At 47.1% G+C, this 24,655-nt stretch carries 21 protein-coding genes; all 21 read right to left on the bottom strand.

Annotation, left to right across the window (positions count from 1 at the left end):
- Positions 1-79 precede the first annotated feature (79 nt).
- Positions 80-796: a 5-oxoprolinase subunit PxpB gene (gene pxpB, locus ACP5OT_RS15760; protein ID WP_424676204.1), complete on the bottom strand. Its 717-nt coding sequence runs from the start codon at positions 794-796 to the stop codon at positions 80-82.
- Positions 796-1,554 carry a LamB/YcsF family protein gene (locus ACP5OT_RS15765; RefSeq protein ID WP_424676205.1) on the bottom strand — a complete coding sequence of 253 codons (759 nt, stop codon included), beginning with the start codon at positions 1,552-1,554 and terminating at the stop codon, positions 796-798. Before ACP5OT_RS15765 ends, pxpB begins: the two co-directional genes overlap by 1 nt.
- Positions 1,555-1,618: 64 nt before the next feature.
- A complete protein-coding gene (locus ACP5OT_RS15770; RefSeq protein WP_428132660.1) occupies positions 1,619-2,779 on the bottom strand; it encodes an MFS transporter in 1,161 nt (386 codons plus the stop codon).
- The gene (locus ACP5OT_RS15775) at positions 2,776-4,056 is read right to left on the bottom strand and encodes a glycosyltransferase (RefSeq protein ID WP_428132662.1); all 1,281 of its coding nucleotides are present in this window, start codon (positions 4,054-4,056) and stop codon (positions 2,776-2,778) included. Before ACP5OT_RS15775 ends, ACP5OT_RS15770 begins: the two co-directional genes overlap by 4 nt.
- Positions 4,057-4,353: 297 nt before the next feature.
- Entirely contained in the window at positions 4,354-5,046 is a 693-nt protein-coding gene (locus ACP5OT_RS15780; protein WP_428132665.1) for a glycosyltransferase family 2 protein, read from the bottom strand.
- A 162-nt stretch (positions 5,047-5,208) separates the two neighbouring features.
- A complete protein-coding gene (locus ACP5OT_RS15785; RefSeq protein ID WP_428132668.1) occupies positions 5,209-6,537 on the bottom strand; it encodes a Wzz/FepE/Etk N-terminal domain-containing protein in 1,329 nt (442 codons plus the stop codon).
- A gap of 63 nt (positions 6,538-6,600) precedes the next feature.
- Positions 6,601-8,022 carry a glycosyltransferase family 39 protein gene (locus tag ACP5OT_RS15790; RefSeq protein WP_428132670.1) on the bottom strand — a complete coding sequence of 474 codons (1,422 nt, stop codon included), beginning with the start codon at positions 8,020-8,022 and terminating at the stop codon, positions 6,601-6,603.
- Complete coding sequence (locus ACP5OT_RS15795) at positions 8,009-9,382, bottom strand: sugar transferase (RefSeq protein ID WP_428132673.1); 1,374 nt, start codon at positions 9,380-9,382, stop codon at positions 8,009-8,011. The genes ACP5OT_RS15790 and ACP5OT_RS15795 overlap by 14 nt, the downstream gene beginning before the upstream one ends.
- Before the next feature lie 160 nt (positions 9,383-9,542).
- Positions 9,543-9,989 (bottom strand): hypothetical protein, encoded by a 447-nt coding sequence (locus ACP5OT_RS15800; protein ID WP_428132675.1) that lies wholly within the window; start codon positions 9,987-9,989, stop codon positions 9,543-9,545.
- A complete protein-coding gene (locus ACP5OT_RS15805; protein ID WP_428132677.1) occupies positions 9,986-10,270 on the bottom strand; it encodes a methyltransferase domain-containing protein in 285 nt (94 codons plus the stop codon). The genes ACP5OT_RS15800 and ACP5OT_RS15805 overlap by 4 nt, the downstream gene beginning before the upstream one ends.
- A 230-nt stretch (positions 10,271-10,500) precedes the next feature.
- The gene (locus ACP5OT_RS15810) at positions 10,501-10,656 is read right to left on the bottom strand and encodes a class I SAM-dependent methyltransferase (RefSeq protein WP_428132679.1); all 156 of its coding nucleotides are present in this window, start codon (positions 10,654-10,656) and stop codon (positions 10,501-10,503) included.
- Between the two features lie 108 nt (positions 10,657-10,764).
- On the bottom strand, positions 10,765-11,565 hold the full coding sequence (locus ACP5OT_RS15815) for a WecB/TagA/CpsF family glycosyltransferase (protein WP_428132681.1): 801 nt from the start codon (positions 11,563-11,565) through the stop codon (positions 10,765-10,767).
- A gap of 38 nt (positions 11,566-11,603) precedes the next feature.
- Positions 11,604-12,665 carry an NAD-dependent epimerase/dehydratase family protein gene (locus ACP5OT_RS15820; protein WP_428132683.1) on the bottom strand — a complete coding sequence of 354 codons (1,062 nt, stop codon included), beginning with the start codon at positions 12,663-12,665 and terminating at the stop codon, positions 11,604-11,606.
- A gap of 769 nt (positions 12,666-13,434) precedes the next feature.
- Positions 13,435-14,559, bottom strand: a complete 1,125-nt coding sequence (locus ACP5OT_RS15825) for a glycosyltransferase family 4 protein (RefSeq protein ID WP_428132686.1) — start codon at positions 14,557-14,559, stop codon at positions 13,435-13,437.
- 11 nt (positions 14,560-14,570) lie between these two features.
- A complete protein-coding gene (locus tag ACP5OT_RS15830) occupies positions 14,571-15,020 on the bottom strand; it encodes a transposase (RefSeq protein ID WP_428132689.1) in 450 nt (149 codons plus the stop codon).
- Positions 15,021-15,141: 121 nt separating this feature from the next.
- Complete coding sequence (locus ACP5OT_RS15835) at positions 15,142-16,149, bottom strand: glycosyltransferase family 2 protein (RefSeq protein WP_428132692.1); 1,008 nt, start codon at positions 16,147-16,149, stop codon at positions 15,142-15,144.
- A gap of 88 nt (positions 16,150-16,237) precedes the next feature.
- Positions 16,238-17,518 (bottom strand): hypothetical protein, encoded by a 1,281-nt coding sequence (locus tag ACP5OT_RS15840; protein ID WP_428132694.1) that lies wholly within the window; start codon positions 17,516-17,518, stop codon positions 16,238-16,240.
- A gap of 292 nt (positions 17,519-17,810) precedes the next feature.
- A complete protein-coding gene (gene glf, locus ACP5OT_RS15845; protein WP_428132703.1) occupies positions 17,811-18,953 on the bottom strand; it encodes a UDP-galactopyranose mutase in 1,143 nt (380 codons plus the stop codon).
- A 1,108-nt stretch (positions 18,954-20,061) separates the two neighbouring features.
- Positions 20,062-21,363 carry an oligosaccharide flippase family protein gene (locus tag ACP5OT_RS15850; protein ID WP_428132696.1) on the bottom strand — a complete coding sequence of 434 codons (1,302 nt, stop codon included), beginning with the start codon at positions 21,361-21,363 and terminating at the stop codon, positions 20,062-20,064.
- A gap of 76 nt (positions 21,364-21,439) precedes the next feature.
- Complete coding sequence (locus ACP5OT_RS15855) at positions 21,440-22,540, bottom strand: hypothetical protein (RefSeq protein WP_428132698.1); 1,101 nt, start codon at positions 22,538-22,540, stop codon at positions 21,440-21,442.
- Between the two features lie 320 nt (positions 22,541-22,860).
- Positions 22,861-24,456, bottom strand: coding sequence for a hypothetical protein (locus ACP5OT_RS15860; RefSeq protein ID WP_428132701.1), 1,596 nt, complete (start codon positions 24,454-24,456; stop codon positions 22,861-22,863).
- Positions 24,457-24,655 lie beyond the last annotated feature (199 nt).

A 24,655-nucleotide genomic window follows, 5' to 3' on the forward strand; every position in this document is an offset into this window, starting at 1 on the left:
CCTCTTTGCGTCCTCTGCGCCCGTCGCGTCTTTGCGTTCAAACCTCTTTGCGTCCTCTGCGCCCGTCGCGTCTTTGCGTTCAAACCTCTTTGCGTCCTCTGCGCCCGTCGCGTCTTTGCGTTGACCACCCTCTGCGTCTTTGCCTCCTCTGCGCCTCTACGTTCACAAACCGCACCCGATCACCGGGTCGCAGGAGACACGGTGGATCGGCAGTTGGATCGAACAAACGCACGTCGGTACGTCCGATCAAATGCCAACCACCGGGCAAGACAGCAGGGTAGATACCGGTCATACCGGCCGCGATTGCCACCGAACCGGCCGGCACCGCGACACGGGGCGTTGCCCGCCGTGGTAGATACAGTACCGGTGGGAGCCAGCCCAAATACGGGTATCCCGGCGCAAAACCGATCATTAGCACCCGCTGCTCGGTTGCCGTATGAATTGCGATCACCTCAGCAGGTGACAACCCCACCTGTTCAGCAACATTGTTAAGATCAGGCCCGGCGTCACCGCCATAATGTACCGGAATCGTTACTTCACGCCCGTCCGGCGGCGCATGTGATCGCGAGTGGGCAATCAGACGCTGAACATGATCAGTTACTTCGGTGTAGTCAGTTGCTAACGGGTCGAAGCACACCAACAACGTATCAATCGCCGGCACCAGATCGACCAACCCCACCGGCGGATGGTGCTCTAACGCAGTCATCAACGCGAGCGGCGCACCTGTGGGAGCTTCATCAACTGACCACTGCACCAGTAACGCCGCCTCACCCATTGGGACAATACGTGCCGTCATTATCGTGGTGTTCGCACTGTAATCCCTGCTGCCTCTAGACCGTGGCGCAGTGCCGCTGCGCGGGCGGCAGCCCCTGGCGTGTCGCCGTGCAAGCAGATCGTATCGGCTTGTAATGGTACCGGCGTACCGTCTATCGCGATCACGACACCATCGCGCACGATACTGAGTGTCTGTTTGAGACACGCTATCGGGTCAATAATCAACGCATCGGGACACCGTCGGTCACGCAGTCGGCCATCGGCCTCGTAAGCCCGATCAGCGAAGGCTTCGGCCAGCACCGGCAGCCCTGCCTCAATACCGGCAGCGATCAACGCCGAACCGGCCAAGCCAACCAGGGCGAGATCGTGGCTAAACGCGGCGACCGCACGGGCAATAGCTATGGCCACCACATGATCACGTGCAGCCACGTTGTACAATGCACCGTGCGGCTTCACATGGCTGAGTGCAACCCTTTCGGCGCGTGCAATAGCGGCCAACGCCCCGATCTGCGCCAACACCCATGCTTCAATCTCAGCCGGTGACATCGGCAACACGCGCCGGCCAAACCCGTGCAGGTCGGGGTAGCTCGGATGCGCTCCTACTGCCACACCCAGCTCACGGCAGCGGCGTATTGTATGCCGCATCACGATTGGGTCACCGGCATGCCCACCGCAAGCGATATTGGCCGAACTGACGAATGGTAATACGCCTTCGTCGTCACCGATCTGAAACGCACCATAGCTTTCGCCGCAATCACAATTGAGATCGATTGAGAGCATCCTACCCCTACCCGTTGGCTATCGTCGCAATTACTTGCACATGTGCCTTGCCTTGCTCACATTGTTATTGGGCCGACATACCGGCCAGTTGTGCCGATCGCGTCATTCCGCGATAGGCCACGGCCAACATCACCACCATCAGACTAGCATCGGCCACGACCAACAGTGATCCCATTGCCGGCCCAAACCAGCCGATGAACAAGCCAAATAAGGCCGGCAGAAACAGACCTCCGCCGGTACCAATCGTCAGCGCGACACTCAGCGCAACTCCGCTCCGTCCAGCCGCATGCGTAATCATCAGCATCGTGGTGGGAAAAATCGGCCCACACGCTAGACCCATCAGTGCCACTGCCGTTAATGCTAGTCCAGATTGGGTGGTACCGATAACTAACAACGCTCCACCCAGCCCTAGACCAACCAAACACAACAACAGCAACTTCAGCGGCCCCAAGCGATCACCCCAAAAGGTAGCGGCCAACCGTCCACCGGTCAACATTCCCCAAAAGAGGCTCGTACCTAATGCTGCTTGGGGTGCGGCCAGCCCGGCCCCTCGTTCGAGGATCAGCGCAATCCAGCCGCCGATCCCGATCTCGGTACCGATATACGTAAACATGATTAGACCGAACATCACTGCGGCCAGCCAGCGTGGCGCCCCGGACATCTGCGCTGTTGACGCTTGGGTAGGTTCACCGAGTCGCAGGGCCGGCACCACCAACACCAACATCACGATCGCGGCCAGCCAAATCGCCGCTTGCGGTTGGCCGAATAGTCCAATCATTGTGGCTACCAACAACGGGCCACCGATTGAGCCAACGCTGAAAAAAAGGTTGAGCGCATTGAGCGCTCCGGCAGCACCTTGATACAGACGTGCAATAAGCAGATTCCCCCCGGCCAACATTCCGCCATACCCAAACCCTCCGATCAAGGTACCGGCCAATAAACCGAGGAGCGTTGGGCTAAACCCGGCCCACAATATGCCACCACCCATTAGAGCAGCACCACCGGCGATCACGGTACGCATACCCCAGCGCCCAATTGCAGCGCCCACACCTACCGACGCCAGGACTGCACCGAGTGAGAAAGCAGTAAAGACGGCCCCTAGTTCGGTAACATCACGATTCACCTGTACGGCCAAACCGGGTAAGCTCGGCCCGATTGCCGACAGAATCCAGCCGACACCAAAATAGAGCAAACCGACAATGATTAACGCCCACGTTCGCTTCACGATACCCGCACCAATCGCCGTTCCGACCAAAACGCCGCATGCACCTGCAACAACTCATCGTAGAGGGCAATAATGCGGCGCGCCACCGCCGGCCAGCCATATTCAGCCGCACGCTGTACTGCTCCCGAACGCAGCCGCGCGGCCAGGGCTGCGTCGGTCAGAATGCGCTCGATCTGGGCAGCGAGCGCCGCATCATCATCCGGCGGAACCAGCAAACCGCTGCGGCGATCTTCAATCGTCAGCGCCAACCCGCCCACATTTGACGCCACTACCGCCGCCCCGCACGCTAACGCTTCCAGCGCTGCCAAGCCAAACGATTCGTAATGCGAGGGGGCGGCCACCACATCGGCGGCGGTGTAGTAAAGCGGCAACCGCTCTTGCGGTTGTGCGCCGGCAAACTGCACCTGTGCCGTAATGCCAAGCTCGCGCCGCAGCCCATCTAGCCGGCGCTGTTCACTATTCCACCGCTCTGGCTGCGTTTCATCATCGCCGCCGACCAGCACTACCTGCAATCGCTCTTTCCATTCTGGATGTTGGGCTAGCAACCGCGCTGCTGCTAGGATCAGCGCATCCATCCCCTTCAGCGGCTCCATCCGCCCCACGCATACCAGCATTATCGCATCAGGTGTAATCCCGAGCGCTGCCCGCGCCTGCATACGATCGCCCGGTTGAAATCGGCGTAAATCAACCCCACACGGAATCACCCTGATGCGGTTCGCGTCAGCGCCGTAGTGCCACACCATCTGCGCCCGGTCAAGAGGTGTAGCGGCGACGACGGCATCAACCTCCCGCATCAAACGCCGTTCAATCGCAATGCGGCGCTTAGTCTCCACCTCTTCTTCCGAGCGAGCGACACTATTCTTCATTGCTCCCAAGGTGTGAAACATCTGTACGACCGGTGCGCGCCACACATGACGGAGGCGCAGCGCCGCTTCACCCGACAGCCAATAGTGACTATGGATGAGATCATAACTCACATCTTCATTATCGGCAAAACAGCGTACCCGGCTAACAAACTCCGGCAAGTAGGTCAGGAGCAGATTTTTATCGTAGGGTGCAGCCGGACCGGCGTGCAAACTGATCAAGCGGACACCACGTCCTAGCGGAAGCACCGTTGGTGTTGTTCGATCTTGGCTACGGGTAAAAATATCAACCCCTATCCCGCGCTGTCCCAACTCACGGGCCAACTCGCGGACATACACGTTCATGCCACCGGCTTCTTTCCCGCCAAGGCGGGCCAACGGGCTACTATGCACACTCAGCATCGCAATGCGCATTGATTCCTCGCTATGAATGAAAAGCGAGCGTGCCGGAATGTTCCTGCACCGCCCGCCCCTCCGCGGAATGACGACAGGCCCATCACCTGCCTTCCCTGAGAGTTGTATCACAAATTATCTGATTGCACAAGTATTACCGATGACCGGCATGTTCGAGCAAGCATCGCGCTTCCCACGCGCCCACGCCGTAGCCCAGTTCAACGCCGATACACGCATGTATGGACGCTTCATTCCGCCATCGCATCCCCGCTGTCGGTGGATTCACCGGTTGGTGTCATCAGCCCCGCGATCATGGTGTTAGTGCCAAAACCGATACTTTAAGAGCGCAACAATGGCGTAAATTCCCTGAATCGGTTTCATTTTCTTACCTTCCTCGTAGGTGCGACCTAGATAACTCACTGGAACTTCGTAGATTCGGTAGCCGCTTCGTAATAATTTAGCAGTAATTTCTGGCTCGATACGAAAATCATTACTCTCAAGTCGTAAATCCCGTAAAATATCGGTGCGCATCACTTTGTAACAAGTTTCCATATCAGAGATCCAGCAATCAAAGAGAAAATTAGTCAGGAAGGTAAGAAACTTGTTGCCAAGTGCATTCCAAAAATACATTCCGGTATGACGACCGAGAAACCGGCTCCCGAATACCACATCGACTCGTCGATTGACAATCGGCTTCACCAACTCGTAGTAGTCTTGCGGATCGTACTCTAAATCGGCGTCTTGAATAATCGTGATCTCGCCCCGGGCATGGGCCAACCCACTCCGGACTGCGGCACCTTTCCCGCGATTCTGGGGATGGCGGATCACCGTCAGATACGGACGGTCACGCGCCATCTCGGTCAAGAGCGCCGGTGTTGCATCCGTCGAATGATCGTCAACCACAATAATCTCTTTGTCGAGGTTCACCGCTTCTACTTGGGCGAGAATGTCTGGCAGTGTGGCAGCTTCGTTGTAGCATGGAATAATCACCGAAATGAGCGGTCGGTTCATAGATGTATGAATTCCAATACACAGAATACGGAATGCCTTTAACGATGAGTCTCAATATAGCTGGATAGATGATAAAGGAAATAGCGCCAAAAAGTCCCTAATAGGACTTTTTGGCCAGCGCAACCTAACCAGACAACACACCGATCTACAGCTTCCTCATCACTAATCACCGGTCGGTTTCGGTTGGGTTGATGGGTTGCGGCGGGCAATAACTATAGCTTCACGTACTATAACGACCATTGCGGAGAGGACAATCCCGGCGAGAGCAGCAATCGCAGCTTGCGTAATCACCTGTCGTTCCAAAACCGAAGGCGGCTTATTTACCGTGCCGAGGTAACGCACGGTTACTTGAGGTGCGGAATCGGCCAATTGCAGTTCATTAATCCGTTGCGATAATACTTGCACTAATTCAAATGCAGTATCACGATCTCGTGTCAATTCACGTTGTTGACCGTAAAGCTGTTCTAATCGGGTTTGCGCTGCGGCTAGTTGTTCGTACAATTGTTGGCTGATCTCAGGGCTTAACTCTTCCGGCTGAAGTCGACTCAACCGCTGTATTTCGGCGCGAACTGCACGGTATTCAGTATCAAGAACTTCTATCAATTGATCGAGCTCCGCTAAGGTCACAGTTGCCCGATCTGTGAGCGAAGAATCGATTTGCAAAATCGGGCGGTCAGCTCCACGATCGCTCAGATTGCGAATCCTGAGCAACAATGCCGCTACCGCATCGGCGGTATTGCCATCGGCATTTGGTTGCCCGGCCAGCCGGGCCCGTAAGAGCTGTGCATCCCGCAAGACCTGTTCCAACTCGTTGTTACGGCGTAGATACGAAGCAAAACGTTCAGTGCCCGAAGAACGTGCGCTGTTGACGATATCACTCAAGCGCTGTACAGTTTGTTCAACTTCGGTGAGTTCACCTTTCGCAATGAATGCTTCAACAGCAGCCTGTGCAGTGCGATAGCGTTCTTGGGCTTCTACTAACTGTTGCTGTACCGACTCAAACAATGCCACATCACGGCTGTAGATTTTGACGACCAAGCGGACATACTCTTTGGACCATACTTCAGCAATCTGGCGTGCTAGGTCGCTACTGTCGGCGCGAGCGGTAATTTCTATCAGATCGCCATTGGTTTCGACCGTAATCCGATCAAGTAATTTTCTTAATGCACTGTCACTAGAGTTGGCGGGTAATATGCCCGCCGCACTAAGGGTATCGGCAACGCTCGCTGCCAAGGTAAGATCTTCGGCAAGCCCCAACAACGCTTCACGCTGATTGGTCGTCGTCGTGAAGAGGAGTGAGTCGCGACTGGTAAAACGATTATCGAGGGTAACCTGAGAACTGACGGGTACGATTAGCAGTGATGAACTGGCCGTATATGGTGGTATGCGCAGGACAGCAATCGTCCCACCAATCACGGCCATACCTATTATGAGCCACCAGCGTCGTAATAGTGCTTGCAGGTAGGGTTTCAAATCAATTTCATCGTTCATCATACGCTTGCCTGTCGATCCGTGGTATTCCTGACCGATTGTAGCAGATAGTCCTGCGCTTTGTCAATGATAGTAAAAAATAAAGAGGGTGACCAGTGCTGCGCCATCCAGACCGACCAGGATTGCGAGGAGCACATACGGGCTATACTCCCGCCAGTGCGCGGGCCAGAGATGTTGCCAACCGAGCAGAAGGAGCCACATCGTCGGCAACACTGCCCAATATAGATAGCGACCGCGCGGAATGTAGGTGTTGCCGGTTTCCGGTAACGGGTGGAGACGACCAAACAACGCGAGCCATGCGATACCCACTGCCAACAAACACAGCCAGATCCACCGTTGTTGTGCGAGTGAGAGGTCTTTGTGCCGGATGAAGGTACTACGCACAAGGCCAATGAGGGCAGCAATGCTCAACCCTCCGACCAGCCAATCACCTAGTGGTGGTAACACGGCAACGTGGCCCCACGTGAGCCGGACCCAGAAGTGGCTATGGGCAACTTCTACGGTGCGCCGGTACCACGGCCATGCCCGTTCCCAATCAGTCCACGACATTAGCCATGGCACCAGTGAGACGCGCAGATAATCGCGCTCAATCGTGGCCAGCCAAGGTTGTGTCTGCACGCCCTCGTCGGTCACTGTAACGCTGCTCACGACCAACGTTCCAATAGCAACTACGCCCATCAGTACATATATCCACCGGTGGATCGGGCGCCGGTAGCCAGTCCAGAGAAGCGCCAGCATCAGCGGTACCACCAGTGGCAATGCCGTGCGTTTGGTCAGTATGGCGACGGTGGCACCCAAGAGCGCCAGCGCTAAGCCGGACGGACGCCAGCCGTCACGGAGCATGATAGCCATACCTAAAAACGCTGCCGCTGCCGCGAAATTCATCAGGACGTCACTATTGAATGCACTCATCAGATCGACAAACGCTGGCGCCATTGTCACTAATGCCGCCAGTACGATTGCCATATGTGGCTCGTCGGGAGCCATAATCCGTACCGTGCGCCAAACGGCGAGGACGGTCAGCATCATCAACCCCGCACTGACGAGTCGGCCGACGTACAGTTGCAGTTCAACCGGCAAATAGCGCAGCGGATAGAGGATCGTCGCCATCACGAGGTAGTAAAGCGGTGGATGATGGCGCTGGTCGGTTGGAATTCCCGGCGGATGTGGACTGAGCAAGTCGGGTCGTACATCCGGCGGCCAAAAATGATGGCGATACATCGAATCAGCTACTTCGCGGGCAATTGCGACATTGTCCGGTGCTGCGATCCCTCCACGAACAATGTAGGCTGCATAGAGAAAGTGGCCCGGTTCGTCGTAGTGTTGCCACGGCGGAACGAGAAAGACGTACACGAGCGAGTGTATCAGAACGAGCGGTGCGAGCCAGCGGATGATCCGCCATTCAGCAACATATTGGGCGAACAAATGCCGCCACTGAAGGGCGAAGGCTGAAAATGCCGGCTTCATTGCCTCAGTACGCGCCATACCCTTGCCACACCACTACCAGCGTCTTGGCTAAGATGCGTAGGTCAAGCCAGAACGAGTAGTTTTGAATGTAATACAGATCATCTTCGGTATGCAAGTGCATCGGTTTCTCACTCCGTCCGTTCACCTGCCACCAGCCCGTCATGCCGGGCGGGACACGGAAGCGCTGCCATTGCCATGGCTCATACTCAGCAGCGATGTACGGCATTTCGGGGCGTGGTCCGACGAGGCTCATTTCCCCGCGCAAGACGTTAAACAGTTGCGGCAACTCATCGAGCGAGGTACGGCGCAGCTTCCGGCCCACACGGGTCACCCGCGGATCGTCTTTCTGCTTGTGAATGAGTTTCCCGGTCGTCGCATCACGCTTTGCCACCTCATGCCAGCGCCGGTCAGCATCGATATACATACTGCGAAATTTGAACATCTTAAACCGACGACCGTGCTCACCGATACGCTCTTGCGTAAAAATCACCGGGCCGGGTGATTCGAGCTTTATCAAGAGCGCAATCACCAGCATCAGTGGTGCGAGGAGGACAATCAGCCCAAAACTCACGACAATATCAAACAGTCGTTTCACAATGCGCTGCGAGAGAGTGAGGGCCGACTCACGGAGTGAGACGAGGGGGATCCCACCAACGCTATCAACTGGTGTCCGAGCGAAGACCAAATCGAGCGCGGTCGGAACCGTATGGAGCATCACCGGCTCGCGCAACAGCAGGAGGGATAACTCGACAACGCGGTCGTACTGTGCCGGTGGCAACGCAAAAATGACTTCATCAATCCGGTGACGCTGCACAATAGTGACTAGATCGTTCAGACTGCCAAGCCGGGGCAGTGCAACCGGTTCGTCGCATTCATCTGAGGCATAACCGACGATTTGCACCCCCGTCCAAGGTCGACAGCTGAATTCATCTGCGAGCCGTGTTGCCGTAGCCGCATTACCAACGATCAGCGTCTGCCTCCCGGCGCCGACGCGGCGCCAGTGGTTGATCATGGTGCGGAAGCCGAAGTGGAAGAGACTAAGAATGACCAGATCAAGCGCAACAAAGGTTACGAACGTACTGCGTTCAAGCGTTGTCCCGTTGAGCAGATAGAGCAACCCGGCCAACGACGTTGCTGCCAGGCCAATGGTGAGGAACAAGCGGATGGTAGCTTCGGGCAGGGTATGGGTAAAGAGTGCTTGCTGAGGAGCGAGAATGATAAACACTAACGACCAAATCGTGATCACACTACCGTAGAGGATCACGTGCTGGATTGTGAATAACGGGGTACCGGTACTCCATGCGAAGCACAGCATGGTTGCAATCAGATCCCATACGATGACGCTGCCGATCAAGCGCGCACTTAAGCGTTCGATCATTCCTACTCCTCACGTGGAGGCGCTTATCTGCAGTGTGATCAGCTTGATTGCGCCTTCACCCAGGCTCGGCGGTTTCCCACCCATAACGTGGAGTATGTCGAGGGGTAGTATAGCACACGGTATAGTAAAGGACAAGTTATTTAGTCGTTCAAAGGTTATCCTATTTTTGTGCTTCAATGTATAGGGATCCGGGTTTATACTGACGACCATCGGTATCGACATCTAACCCATAGCGTTCCCAATTGGGGATATTGCTTGTGTTATACGCAAGCACCGTGATATTGCGGAATCCTGTTCTTTCAAGCAAGACTCGCAGATTAATCCGGTCATACATCCACTGGTGGGTTTCGCCTCGCCGCCGAGCATCACCCAAAACAAGCTGTTCGATGAATCGACGCAACGGTTTCTTATATTTCGTTGAAAAGGCTGCTTTCCGCACCGATTGCTCAATAATTGCGGCTACATATTCATCATGCCGATACTGCTCGTGGCTCGATTGCTCTGACAGTTGGATATGCAGTATATAATCGCGACAAAGTTGTTCTAAATCGGGTACGACAATACGTTGAAACCCGTTTGGCCGCAGGACGCGCCGGACTTCATTCATAAATTCTCAGCGACATCGCGGTCAAGATGTTCTAGCACGTGTGAGTGGTATACGACATCTACTGAATTTTCAGGAAATGGAATCCCTTTTGCGAGATTATGCGCTCGAATGTTGGACGACAGCGCACGAAACCGTGCAAGTCGCTCGGCGTCAAGCACGAGTGGTGCCAGCAGACTACCGAGCCGCGATTGCTTAAGCCGTGCATACATTGACCAATCAATATTTACCACGTCCGGGTGCGCACTGACTTTCGTTCCACATCCGAGATTGAGGACACGCATACGTTGCTCCTGATCCGGTAGTGATAGAACATAGAAAAAATATAGTGACGGCGAGTGTCAGTTGATATTACAAATGTCGAACAGCGTGCGTTCATATTCTGCAACGGTACGATAAACGACGACGTTCCATAGCAATTAAGCTACGTGTTATTTGCGTACAGCTATCAAGGACTTTGTGAAACCGACAACCTTTTCTTACCAGATTTCATCATCTGGAAATAAGGTCTGACTTACTGACATTCTTTAGCAAATAGTTTGTGATTTTCTAATGTTCTTAGATGTTCAATGATTGAGTTGCTATATACAATATCGAAAGAGTGATCATAAAATGAAAAATTTCTTCCATCTGCAACCACCCAAGGAACTCCACCAACATCAAGAGGCATTACTCTACTATGCGTAAGAAGTGTTTTTCAAAGATTTTCATTATCCTTCTGCAAAAAGCGTAAAATTGGCAGATGAACGTTATGGATGTTTATGATTAGACTCTCTTTCTATCCATATCTTATTGGTTTAGGTGCGTGTCCTGTGGGGTCAAAGCGCTGTAATTGCGCTAATTGGGCGAATAATAGACTCACATAGAGTGGATTGAGCAATAGATACCTTCGCCACAGCCGACGCGGTTCTTGCCATAAACGAAATGCCCATTCCAGACCAAGCCGCTGGAGCATTGGAGGGGCTTGGGGCAGAAGGCCGGCGTGGAAATCGAAGGCTGCCCCTACAGCGATAATTGGCATTGATAACAAATCGCGGTGTTCGTAAGCCCATACCTCTTGTCGAGGACAGCCTAATCCAACGAAAGTTATGGCAGCGCTGCTGGTTCTGATATGAGCGGCAATAGCCTGCTGTTCTTCCGCGGTCAGCCGACGAAATTGTGAAGGCCGTGCTCCGGCAATAATAAGATGCGGAAATCGCCGCTGTAGATTGTTACAAAGCTGTTGTAGCACTTGAGGCCGACTGCCGTATAGGTAGATCGGTAGTCCCTCGAGACTTGCTCGTTCACAGATGCGTAGCATCAGAGTCGGTCCGTAAACGCGTTCGCTGATGCCGAGGCGATAAAGGATGTTTAGCGCCCAGCGTACCGGTTGCCCATCAGGGACAACAATATCGAGGTGGTTGAGTCTGTAGCGTTGCTCAGCGTCTAGAACTCCGGTCATTACGCCATGCACAGCAAGAGCTGATAGAGTGAGTGGTTGACAATGATGAGCAGCAGTTAATACTCGGTTAACTGCTGCTTCGTAATCAATAGCATTGATAAGAACACCTAATAGATTGTATTTGCCTTTATCGACCATAATAAGCAATTCCTCGTGACAAAAGTTGGTTGAAATATTTAGCACCAGCGGTCACGATTAGCTTCAAATATCTCCTGCAAGATATCAGGGATTGTATACTGAATACGCCACTCTGGATAATGCTCTTGAAAACGGCGCAGATCACTGATCCACCACATATGATCACCGATGCGGTTATCATCCGAATAACGCCATGTAAGTGGCTTACCGGTTATCGATTCACATAGCTGAATAGCCTCTAATATCGAACAATTACTCGCTCTTCCTCCGCCTATATTGTATACTTCAGCAATACGCGGTTTACGAAAAAAAGCGTCAAATGCCCTAATAAGGTCGGCACTGTGGATGTTGTCGCGAACTTGCTTACCTTTGTAACCAAAGACGGTATATGGTTTGCCAGTCATGGTACAGCGCATCAGGTAAGCGAGGAAACCGTGGAGTTGAACTCCGGCATGATTAGGACCGGTAAGACAACCACCACGAAAGCAAGCAGTATACATACCAAAATAACGACCGTACTCTTGCACAAGAACATCGGCTGCCAGCTTTGATGCTCCAAATAGACTGTGAAGACTCTGATCAATCGGCATATCTTCACTAATACCGTTTGTATAAGGATGAGAAGGATCGATTTCCCAACGCAATTCATGCTCGACCAGGGGCAGTCTATTCGGAGTATCACCGTAGACCTTGTTTGTCGACAAAAAGATAAACACTGCCGTTGGAGCATAGCGACGGGTTGCTTCCAACAGATAAAGCGTACCGGTTGCATTAACCGAGAAATCAGTAATCGGTTCACGTGCTGCCCAATCGTGACTCGGTTGGGCAGCAGTATGAATGACCAGGCGAATATAGTTACCGTAGTGGGCAAAAATACGCTCAATAGCTTCACGATCGCGAATATCAACTTCGTAATGTTTGTATTGCCTAACTTCGCTCTCCAGCCGTTGTCGATTCCATTGTGTTGATGCCTCATCACCAAAGAAATAGCGTCGCATATCATTATCGATACCGACGATATCCATACCCTGATTGGCAAAGTATGTGACCGCTTCCGAACCGATCAGGCCGGCCGACCCGGTAATAATAGCGATACCCATAGTTAAACCTATGATCTAGTAGTATGAATTACCCACCTCATTATAACAGTTTCTTGGTACAAGTGCAAGATCTGTTGACAGTTTTCCTCACTAGTGAGTGCGAGCATTATATGTAGATCGCCTAAATGTAACCTCGTGGTCAATGTCTTGATGATTACCTGTATGAAAGAGCAATTTCCCGAATTCAGTAAGAAAATACGATTTTTATTACAACTTTGTACTTGGAAGTTCAGAATTTTTGAGTAAAATTGATAGGAACTACATAACAACAACTTGTTGCCTTGTTGCCAAGTTTTCATAAATCGATGAATAATTCTGTAATGCTGTAACGACAGACGTCGAAAAGGAACCATCACGGTAGCACTTGCAGTAAAGATCCGGAAATATTAGTTTGTCAAGACAAGATTCACATACTGATCCATTGCGTAGGAAAAAGGCATCAGCATAGAAGAGACGGTAAATTATGTAGTGATTGAACAACAGGTACTTATTCTTGATGAGTTACATAGTAAGCAGACAGTGATATAAGAGGCAATTTTTATGCAAATCATGTCTGGCCATTCTCTTAGAATAAGCTGGACTAATGCGGAAAAGAATCTCAAATCGTTTTCTAGGTAACAGATAGAAGAGATATTGTAATCATATTATTGTGTTTAGTAAAACAGACAACTTGGCGACCGTACCTTTTGAGAGGATCAACTTCGGTTTGGAATCACTGACTTCGCTACCAGGCTGTTGGTAATATATGTGAACTCGTAAAATTCTCATCTTATAAACCTCGTGCTATATCTTCAAAGAGGTCGACATATTGAGCTGCTGCTTTATTCCAAGAAAATATTTTTGCTCTTTCGATGCCACGCTGAATCATATGTTGGCGAAGAGAAGGTTGTGTTGCAACGGTGTATAAAGCATTAACTATATCTTGAACATCGAGTGGATCAAAGTAGTACCCAGCGTCTCCTCCAATCTCTGGTAAAGCAGCACGATTTGATGCCACAACTGGAACTCCGCTAGACATTGCCTCAACTAGCGGTAACCCGAACCCTTCAAAAAGCGACGGGAAAGCATATATATATGCATTTCGATACAGGACAGTAACATGTTCTTTTGGGATGAAACCGGTGAACAACAGTCGATTACTAATGTTATATTGCAATGACTTTTCTTTAATACGATAATCGTCAGATTGTCCGTGAGTGTTTGTTTTTGGACCTGCTAGGACAAGAAAGAGTGGTTGATCTGGAAGATATTTAACTAAGATCCCAAAGGCCTCAACCAATCTCGGTAAATTCTTGTGTGGTATAGAGAGACCCACATGTAAAATATATTTTGCTGTTTCTGGAATATTGTATTGATACAATATACTACGATCATTTCGAGGGTCTACTTCTGGTAAATCTCCGCCTGAGTAGATGGTAGAAACTCGTGATTCTGGTAGTTTGAAGAACGTCAAGATGTCTTGACGAGTATATTCCGATACAGCTACAATATGCCGGATGTTGCGTGCCGGATATTCAGTAAATATACGATTAATCAGCAGCCACCATCGAGGATACCATTCAGGATGGCGCCAGAGTGCCATATCATGAATTAGGGTTACTGTTGGAACAAGTTGGTGATAGGGACTAAACATGCAAGTTGCGAAGACAAGATCACAGCGCCGTTGTTTTGCTTGAACTTGTGACTCTATCTGTGACCAATATAAGTGATAGAGATGATTTCGGACTTTTTCTAGTTTTGTGCGTGGTTGTGTAATAATTTTTCGTGATGGTTGTAATAAAACAAATTCGTGTTGATTGAAGTGTTTTTGCCATCTTTGTAATAAATTCTCTATAACCGTACGAATCCCAGTTTTAAATATATGGTAAGGATACATGTCGATTCCTACTCGCATAGATAACCTCCTTAGTGTTTAACATGCCTGGAAGTGACAAAGCAATTAGATGATGAAAAAACTTTCAGCTCGGTGCTGTCGATGATGATATCAAGATGCCCGCTGACCTTTTTCGGGAATCTCACGTTCCATCCCTTGCCCCGCCGCGACAGGGTGGTGTGGTCGGGGACAGGCAAGTCCACCCCCATCAACCCAAATATCGCACGCACAAACCCTGCCGTGGCGCGGTTGGGCACATGAAAGAGTTTCTTCAGGGTCCACATCATGGTGATGGCCCAGTCGCTGTCCTCAAATTGGGCGCCGCGCTGTTGTTCGCCTGTATAGCGCCATTTCTCGCTGACCTCATCCGACAGCCAGATGGTAAGCGAACCGCGCTGAACCAGCGCTTGATCGTATTCAGACCAGTTCTTGACACGGTATAATAGCTTTGGGCGTGAACGTGTGTGCTTTTGTTTTGTCATAAATTACACGGTCACGCCCCCTTTGTCAACCTTTCATGCACCAAAGCCATCGTACATTATAGACGCCATCAAAGGTGTCTCAAATATCAATATTGCACTATACGAAGATATGAGAATGAGATTATAATTCTGCAAAGAATGAATGCAATCGACTCTCTGTCCAAGCTTGGTGTATTAGCTTCCCAAAAGGTTTGGGTAGAGCGAAGAGTAGTCGCCACCATAGAAGACGTATGCCCCTTCTGTATTTTTTGATCTCGTCGATATTGGGATGATTACCTGAGTAGAGGTAGTATGTACATAGTGTCAGTCCAAGACTTTGTTCTTCCCAGCGTTTCCTGTCTATTACAAGTGTGGGATAGTTAATCTTGACAAAATATTCCTTGTCTTGTAATACACTTCTAGCCATTGATATGTATCGTTCTATGTCTTTTGCAGTTCTTCGTTGACCGTAGCTAGTCAGATTACCCCCATGCTGTGTCCAGGTCCCAAGCACTTCGGGAACAGCGTAGCAGACGGTGATTGTGGATGCTCTAAGACAGATCACAGCATCAGCCGTTGATCGAAACGAATCTGGGAGAGGAAAAACACGAAGTGCAACATCTCGGTGAAGAGAAATAGCTGAGGATGGAGCTGGAGGCTCGCAAAAATGATGGATAGATTCTGGTAACAGCCATCCAGTAATTAGTGATCTTATTTTAGGATAATCTCGTATGAAACGCCCATTTGTGTAGATAATCCTAAGTCGATGGTATACAAACCCTGCTTGTGGGTTTGTACGAAACGCCTGAACAGTCTTTTCAAGCTTACAAGGAAACCAAACATCATCAGCATCTAGGAAAGATACAATTTCACCTCTAGCATGTTGGAATGCAGCATTAAGAGCTGAAGCTTGTCCACCGTTTTGTTTGGCAATGAACTGTATACGATCATCCCGCTCAGCATATGTTCTAATAGTATCTAACGAGTTATCGGTTGATCCGTCGTCGCAAATAATTATTTCAAAATGTTGATATGTCTGCTTTAAAGCGCTCTCTATAGCCTTGCCCACGTATTGTCCGTAATTGTAGTTGGTAATAATTATTGAGACCAGTGGATGATGAGATATTGGTTTAATACGCATTGGCTCCATTGTTGTCTCCTTTGTATGTCCGCTGCATCTTTTGTTATAGCAGCAAGTCAACTTGTTATATCTAGATAAGAACCGAACTAGTATATTATTAATTCTTCGATAATGCAATCCAGTCAATTTCGAGTTCGCTGTTCTGATCGAAGCGTACAGCTATTAACATCATATGGAGACGTGCGCCATCGACAGGTATGTGCCAGTATTGCCATTCCGAGCTAGTATCAAGAAAATATCTTTCGAATGGTTTGCCGTCTAAGTACACCTCTGCCGTGACAAGTCCGGTGCCTACACTATGCTTGCTACGCAGTCTGATAACTAAATGTTTCGATTCAGATGTGTTGATATTTAGGCCGCCCAAGACTACAGCAGTATGATTCCCTAACTCTAACATTCCATTACTCGTTCTGAAGTATGCATTGTTCATGTCAAGACCACACCAAGGGCAAATCTGAATGCCATAATCGCTAGCAAAGCTCTCAATTATTTGCCAGTCTAATCGTGTATCTTGATCAATATGTTGTTTCATCTGATATTCGATGAGAGCCTTTACGCTAGAGGCAACTTCGTAGTTCTGTTCGTGCTCCACTGTTTCTAAAACGGTCGTAAAATCCTTTGAAGATAATCTTGCTTTTTTCCAAGCAGCTAAAGCAATTGCATGGCAGTTTAGTATGGTGCAAGGATGACCATTTGTGAGTTTAAGTTCAGATAAAGCGACATTGTTATCGTTCCCTTTAACACTTAATTCTACTGTAACCTGTATCGATTGACCCAACCACTGACTTAAATCTACGACATGATTTATCCAAACCATCGTCTCTTCCAGAGGCTTACTCGCTATCAGCTCATTATTCACGTACACATTTACAATTATGGAGTCGCTGAGAGTTACTGTTTTAAACGTTAACCACTGATGTGATAACGGAACTTCTAAATGGAAAGTAACTTTCTTGTCGAGATAAGCTGGATAGTTTCCTAGAAGTGACGGATACCACCAATGTGATAATGATGGTATTTTTTCAGGAAGTAGCCATCTAACAGTTGAATCTTTTGTCAGGGTGGGTGCTACGATCTGCATAGTGCTTTTCGCAGAAGAAGTATCTAGTGTGTAGTAGGCGACGCCGAGCTCATTCCAGAGTAGTAGACTATCTGGTGATATAGCTGTAGCTGCTGAAAGTGTACTTATTGAAGATTCTATATCTCCTCCGAGCGCCTCGACAAATGCCTTTGCACGAAGGAAATCTGGATACGAGAAGTCTGTCTGATTAAGAATGACTAATACCTCTTCTAACTTTTGTTTTGCTAGGGGATTTGAGAGTGGATACCAACTAGTATAATCGTAGTCTCTATGCTCAATAGCAATAGCTTGTTCCATTAGTTGCATTGCGTAATAATAGTTATAGTAATTCTTTATCTGTTTGTATAGTGTTATTATGGCGAATACAGTAACAAATAATAGAATACTTATTACAGTAAGCTTTCGTATATCTGTAATAACCACGCGTAAGCCTGCGAAGAATAGAGTGATTCTTCTCTTTTCCAGCACTGTAGTCTCCTATTCCTGTATCTCTTCCCGGTGATCCATAACTTACTTATAAAAGTTCATCTTGAAGACTTCCCTGAAATCAAAAGGTGATACCGCATTCAGTCCTGCTACATCAGGCAAACTACCGGTTTATGATAATTGGTGTACCAGCTGCGCGTAAAGTGTCGAAAATCTTGAGTGCACGCGCTATCGCCTGATCCATGTTGTAGTATTGATAGTCAGCAAGCCGGCCAGCGAAGATTGTTGTAGGTAGAGCATCTGCTTCAGCACGGTACTTAGCGAACAATTCTCGGTTTACGCTACTGGGAATCGGATAATACGGTTCATTTTCACCGGTACGGTGCTCTACCGGAAATTCGAAAGCTACTGTAGTTGCGTGGTGCTGTTGACCAGTGAGATGTTTAAACTCAGTGATTCTGGTGTATTGATAGTCATTAGGGTAATTCATTTGCCCGACAGGTTGATACTGTGCCACCTGGTAGTGTTCAAACTGGAATCGAAGACTGCGGTATGGAAGCTTGCCATACTTATAATCAAAAAATTCATCAATGGGTCCTGTATAGACCATTCTATGATACTTGATCATGTCAGAAATCTCACGGTAATCAGTTTTTAGTAATATACGAATATTTGGGTGACTAAGCATTCTTTGAAACAATCTCGTATAGCCATGCTTAGGCATAGCTTGGTATGTATCTTGAAAGTATCGATCGTCTCGCGAAATGTAGATTGGTACTCGAGCAGTAACACTAGCATCAAGGTCTTCTGGCTTTAATCCCCATTGTTTCGTAGTATAGTGATAAAATATATTTTGATATACGTAATCTGCTAAAAATTGTATGTCAGAGTCACTTACTTCTTTCATTCTTAGGATAGGAATCTTTGTGCCGAAACCAAAATGCGAAATGAGTTTGGTCTGCAGTTGTTCGGCTAACCTAATTGGAAAGAGCTGTTCGATAGAGTTGAGATTGAAAGGGATAGGAATGGGTCTCCCCTCCACAATTGCCAGGACGCGATGATAGTAAGGGTGCCATTCGGTAAATTGTGATAGGTAATTCCAAACCTTTAGACTATTAGTATGAAAAATGTGCGGGCCGTATCGATGAACGAGTATCCCATGGTGGTCGAATTCATCAAAAGCGTTTCCACCAATATGATCGCGTTTCTCGACAATAAGTACAGTTTGGTTCAGTTGTGACGCAATCCGTTCTGCTAATACTGCTCCAGTGAAGCCCGATCCAACGATGAGCCAGTCTGTGCTTATCATGATGTTTTCCTATTATTGGTAGCTACTACTCAGTAAGTCCATCCTGAGTGGTTGGTTGCTTCCGGCAACTTCCGACGAGATACAGTCATTATGATGCCATACACAGCCAGACGTTTGTCCAAAAATCGCATCATCGGCATCGGTACCAAACGAACACTGCACGCGTGCTCACTGCAGTTACAACTCTACCTAAGCAGTCGGCGATCAATCAAAGATTGCACCATCACTCATGTGTAGTCATTACATCTGTAACTCATACCCTTCTCCAGGTACGAGACTTATGTCACTATTGATATGGCTTTTAGTTAATAGAATAAGATAAGAAAATTATAAGTGATCTGATTACTGATTTAGTTATGTCATTTCTGTGCTTTGATACTTCTAGTTTTTTGATAGTTTCGTAGAATTGTTTTTGATCTCGATAAATAAATCGCTTTTTCGTAATCTTGAAGTATACTGGTTTTATCAAGAAACGATCTTTGAGTAAAGAATGCGAAGTGTGATACCACAGCATGGCCAAGTATGCAGTTTACTGCCGATATTTCTGCTGGTTTGATAACTGTTAAGAACTCTTCTTCATCGCCGTGATAATCGCATTAAACTTTTTTAAAATCTTTTTCTAACCAAGACATACAGTTGATCGAAAATCTGTTAAGAGTAATAGGAGTTTGTCCTTTAATATATATTCCTAACATTACCACTATGGACGACTATATGCAAATAGAGGATCTTTCCAGCCTATTTCATCAAAATAATGATTACTTATTGATTCCTGCTTTTTTGATTTTGTTGAAGTAAATGCGATACGATAGTAACGGAAATACCAGAAAACATTGGCTCTGAATCCTAAAATTAACAAATTTCTCAGTAAAGTCATCCTCCATCTAAATGATAAATTAATAGAACGGTTACCAAGAATTTGACCATCCGATTGAGGGATAAGTCTGATTTTAGAAAGATTTTTCGGCCAAATATAATCTTATCAGAATATGCCATTCGTCAACGATATCTGATGATTAAGGTGCAAGAAGACGCATGTATCTTCTTCGTCCAGCGGGTGTTACACATGTAATTGTACCCTTTGAACATGGCTATCTCCCTGTGTCTACTTTGGAAGGAACGGTAGTAGTCTGTTTCGATACAAAATCGTGAGGATTGATATAGTGACAAACGCTTCAATAATGACAACAGCAATTGCTATACCAGTAGCACCTATAAACATACACAAGCTAATAGCAACAGGAAAGTAGATAAGTGATGCTAGCATACATATCACGTTCAACCAGTTTGTTTTTTCGAGGGGCATGAGCCAAGATATGGCAAGTGATCCAGAAGCTGCTACAAACGGAATAGCTATTGATAGTGTGCGTAAGATGTGAACCGATTCATAAAACTGAGGTCCGAGCAGTAGATTGATAATACTTGGCAAAAAAATATTTAACACGATTGTGATAGTCAAGCTAAAAACTAACAGGATTGCCAATGAAAAGTTTACTACTGATTTTGCGCGTTGCATATCCACAGATACGAGACTAGAAACTCTTGAATAAGAGGATTGAATTATCGGATGAAAAAGAGTAAGAATATATTGGTAAATTCTATGTGCTCCTGCAAACGCCCCGACTGTTGAGGGCGACGCGAGTGTTCCTAGTATAAACAGATGCGCAGATGTATACGGTATGGTGGATAGTTGAAAAACAAGGTTGATACTACTCTTTTGCAAGAAAACGAATACATCTTGCCAACGTACTGAAAGTATCTTTATTTTGTTTTTATTAATAATGAGAATAGTTGCTGCTCCGTATAGTATTATACTTGAAAAACCACTGATAAAAATGGGAAATATTACATCACTTGGTTTTTGAACTAACCAAAAGACGAATATTATCGTAACTAGCTTATTACTGACATCTAAAAGTGTAATGATGTTTATTTTCTCAAATCCTTGGTATATCCAGTTCGGATTGAATGCAGATGCTAACGCACAAAGACCTAAAGCGATCAGCAGTTTTTGTTCCAGGTGAGGCTCTGGAACTAGATTCAAAACTGGAGATAGTTGAAATACTAGAAGAAATACGAAGATAAACAATAGAAGAATTGCTTTTGACCAAAAACCTGCAACAATGATCCGTTCTACGGAATCACCGACTGCCAGCATCGCAGCTATCTTTCGTGAACCGTAAAGAAAAGTTCCAAAATCCATAAAGATCTGAATGTATGATACCACGACCTGACTAGTAGCAAGCACTCCGTAGTTTGCGATACCAAGCATTCGTGATAGATATGAAACCGTAAGTAATGATAGTATTTGATTTGTAAGTAATGCAAAATACAAATAAAAGGAGTTTTTAACTACTTTTTTTTGTGTCAAGATTTTTTTGTATTTGAACTTTATTAATTGTATCATAACTAATAGATCAAATATAGTACGTATAGTTGTAGTGTATGAGCGTTCTTTACTATAGCATAGCCTGATGATGTTGTCAAGTATTCTTACTTGCTGAGGCACTCTGTTTACATTCAAAGTACATTAGCTTGAGTAGCACTAGTCCAGGGAACCAAGCTTGCGGTATTTCCCAGTATACCTCACCCCAACCTAGAAAGAAGAAAAATAAAATACCCCACGTCAATATAAATCTTTCTGTTGGAGAAGAGTGTACGGCTCGATTTACTTTGTTCAGTATTATTAGTAATAATAGTATTGCAACCATGACACCTAAATAACCCCACTCTGACAATACTGCAATCCACGATGAATGAGGTGCTGCGGTCGAACTTCTACCAAACGCCGGATTCTCAGATTGCTCAATTTTCAGGGGAAGTAGGTATTTTATCTGTGCCTGAGTAGTTATCTCAGAAAAATTTTTTGTCCATTGACCACCAAAATAGAGACCGGTGCTTATTAGTCCAGCTCGACTTGCGAATTGCCCAGGACCGAGCCCAAATAGTGGGAAAAAACTGTACTCCTCAGGTAGGTCTCGAAGGATAACAGCTATGATAGCAGTCCGGGGCGTATCTCGTGATAGATAATGACCTGATAATAGATTTTGAGTGTTTAAGGGTTGGAGAGAAAGCAAAGTGAATGATGTAGTTGAGATCAATACCGCGATAATATATATACCTTTAGAATATTGTATTGTTAATCTCCGAAGATTTATCTTTACTAAAATCGTCATGGCGCTTATAAATAGAGTTACCCCAAGTATAACTATGACATGAAGTGTTGATGCTAACACCAAGCTGGTCGCTCCAATGAAATAAATAACGTATGCTAATAAGTTTCTTTTTCTTACATCTTTCCAAAGAAAAATAAGAAGTAACGAAATGCCTATAGAAAACATCGGATTAGAAAAGGACAAGTCAGGCTCTAGGTCGGGATGAAAAGTTCCTTCAACTATGTCTCCAACACCAAGATCTGCGCTTCCTGACCTTATGAAGCCATACAAAAATTGTACTATAGCAAGGATTGATTCAATAAGTAAGAGTATCCATGCAAAAAAAGATAGTTTTTTACAAAGAACGTCATACTGAATAGATTTATTGTATGGAAAGATCATTAAAATCATCAATCCTGACCAAGTCATAAAAGCCACAAAGGAGTTGACAATCTGGAAATCAGGGTTAATTATTACATAGAAAATGGTTTGGAAAGTCCAACTTATTACTAAAAGTATGAATAGTGCAAGAAAATGCCAGTGAGGTATGAGCAACGATGTTGAGAACAAGAAAAGTAGTGGTGCAAGATAACCTAATATATTACTCGGCGACCACGAAAACAAGGCTACCGCAATATATATCCAGTAAAGTATGCGAGTGTTTCTGTTCATAACCGGTGATCAGGGTGACAGCGATTGTTGCCTAAAGGCACGGGGCTAGGATAAAGTGTACTCAGAAATTTGTCAAGTTATTTCGGTGAGAATAGTTGACGATACTCTGATCGTACAAATAAACTTGGGATGTACGGTTCGCGTACAGGTTCGAAGCCGTACTGTTGCGGATCATTGAAAAAGCGCCGGATCTCGGGAGATAAAACATCGGGTTCGGGTAAAATAATGATGTCAGCTTCTTCAAGGTGATCCATGAACATATCATCATTGTTACGGTGTTGTATTACCTTTTTGAACTTTGGGATATACAATCCAGCGGCGTCGTGTGTCACTAAGACTGTTAACTGAGCCTGTTGCACAGAGTGTAATGTATTCAAGAAGCGTAGTGCCGGCGTGTGCCATTGCATTTGCCATGGCATTTTCAATTGATTGTCGTATGGCATTGGAGTGAGTAAGAACATTAATGAGACTGTTAATACTAATTCAGTTAGGCGCGGTGGCGTTCGGGCTTGATTAGCGGTATACACAACTATAATATAGAGAAGCAAAGGGATTGTAAATAAAAGTAAATAATGAATCCTTGGGAAGATGAATATTATTGTATATAAGAACGGTACTGTGCAAATAATTATCCATACTCGCAAGCGGTTATGCTCTTTGGAAAAAAGTAGCTCACTGATTGAGCGACGAGTAAGATGAAGGGTCATCAAAAATGCCACCAGTGCCATGAAGAGAAGTACCCAAAAGTAGAGTTTGGATATTCGGTCAGCGTTGACATCAACTAGAACAACACCTACAGGTAACAGCGCTGCCATATGGTACAATCGGATTACATTTTGTACCACGTGACCTAGGATGGCCGTCGGGTTGGCTAAAAAAGCCTCCCAAACAGTATCTGCTTCGCCAAAGACGGTCTGCATAACGATTCTGTGATCTTCCCAAGGATCTAGCGGGCTAGTGTTCCATGTTATCCAGCTCGTTGCAAAGTGCTGAGAGAATGCTACGAAACTGCGTCCCTCGGTCACCGGAACTCCTTGCCAAGTCAGGAGAGCAAGTTGCGCGCAGCCGGTTATGCCCATGGTTATCCATGGTAACAGTCGTTTTTGGCGATAATCACGGATGAGGTCGATCAGAACAATACTTAATCCAATAATGTAGGATAAGAACAATTCCGGTCGAACATAGCTAGCTGCCAGTAAGCCGGTAGTGATAGCCAAGCTGCTCCGACTACGGGATCGAAATAGATTAATCGCGGAGAGACTTAGCAACACAATGAATAGCCCAAAGTGTGATACGCGCGGCCATGTCAACACGTTGATCGACGAGATGAGCAATAACCATGCCGCGACCGCACTGACCATCGGTGTAACTCGATTGAGTCGGCAGAGCAGGTAAAACGCGAGAACTGGTAGGAGGGTGGTCATACGCCAGTTCAGATAGTAGAGGTCGATGCGATCAGGTGTAGCCCACTGGAGCAGCCAGTACCATAGGCCGTACAGCGGGCCGTAGTCGGGGAAGAAGGTTAGGGTAGTGCCCTGATAGAGATAAAAAAGCTCATCAGCAGTGGCGTCTACTTCGAGGCTGTGTTCTATGCCACTACATAATTTAAACCAAGCTATCACCAAGAAGCAGACAATCGTTGCGTCGACAAAGAGCTTTTGAGCAGCACGCATTCTTTGCTCCAGCTTGATTGTTTAACGGAAGAAAAACGAGAGTTACTACCGCCATGACTTGGTGATACCTATTGCTATGATAACATACTTACCATATTCTGTGGAAGTGAGGAACCGGTCATCGCATTCTTGACGGATAGGGTGCTTTCGGCTAGGATCGAACTGATCCTAATATTGATTGCGACGTTCACGGTGAACG

The sequence above is a fragment of the Chloroflexus sp. genome (assembly GCF_049970315.1).
GTDB lineage: Bacteria > Chloroflexota > Chloroflexia > Chloroflexales > Chloroflexaceae > Chloroflexus.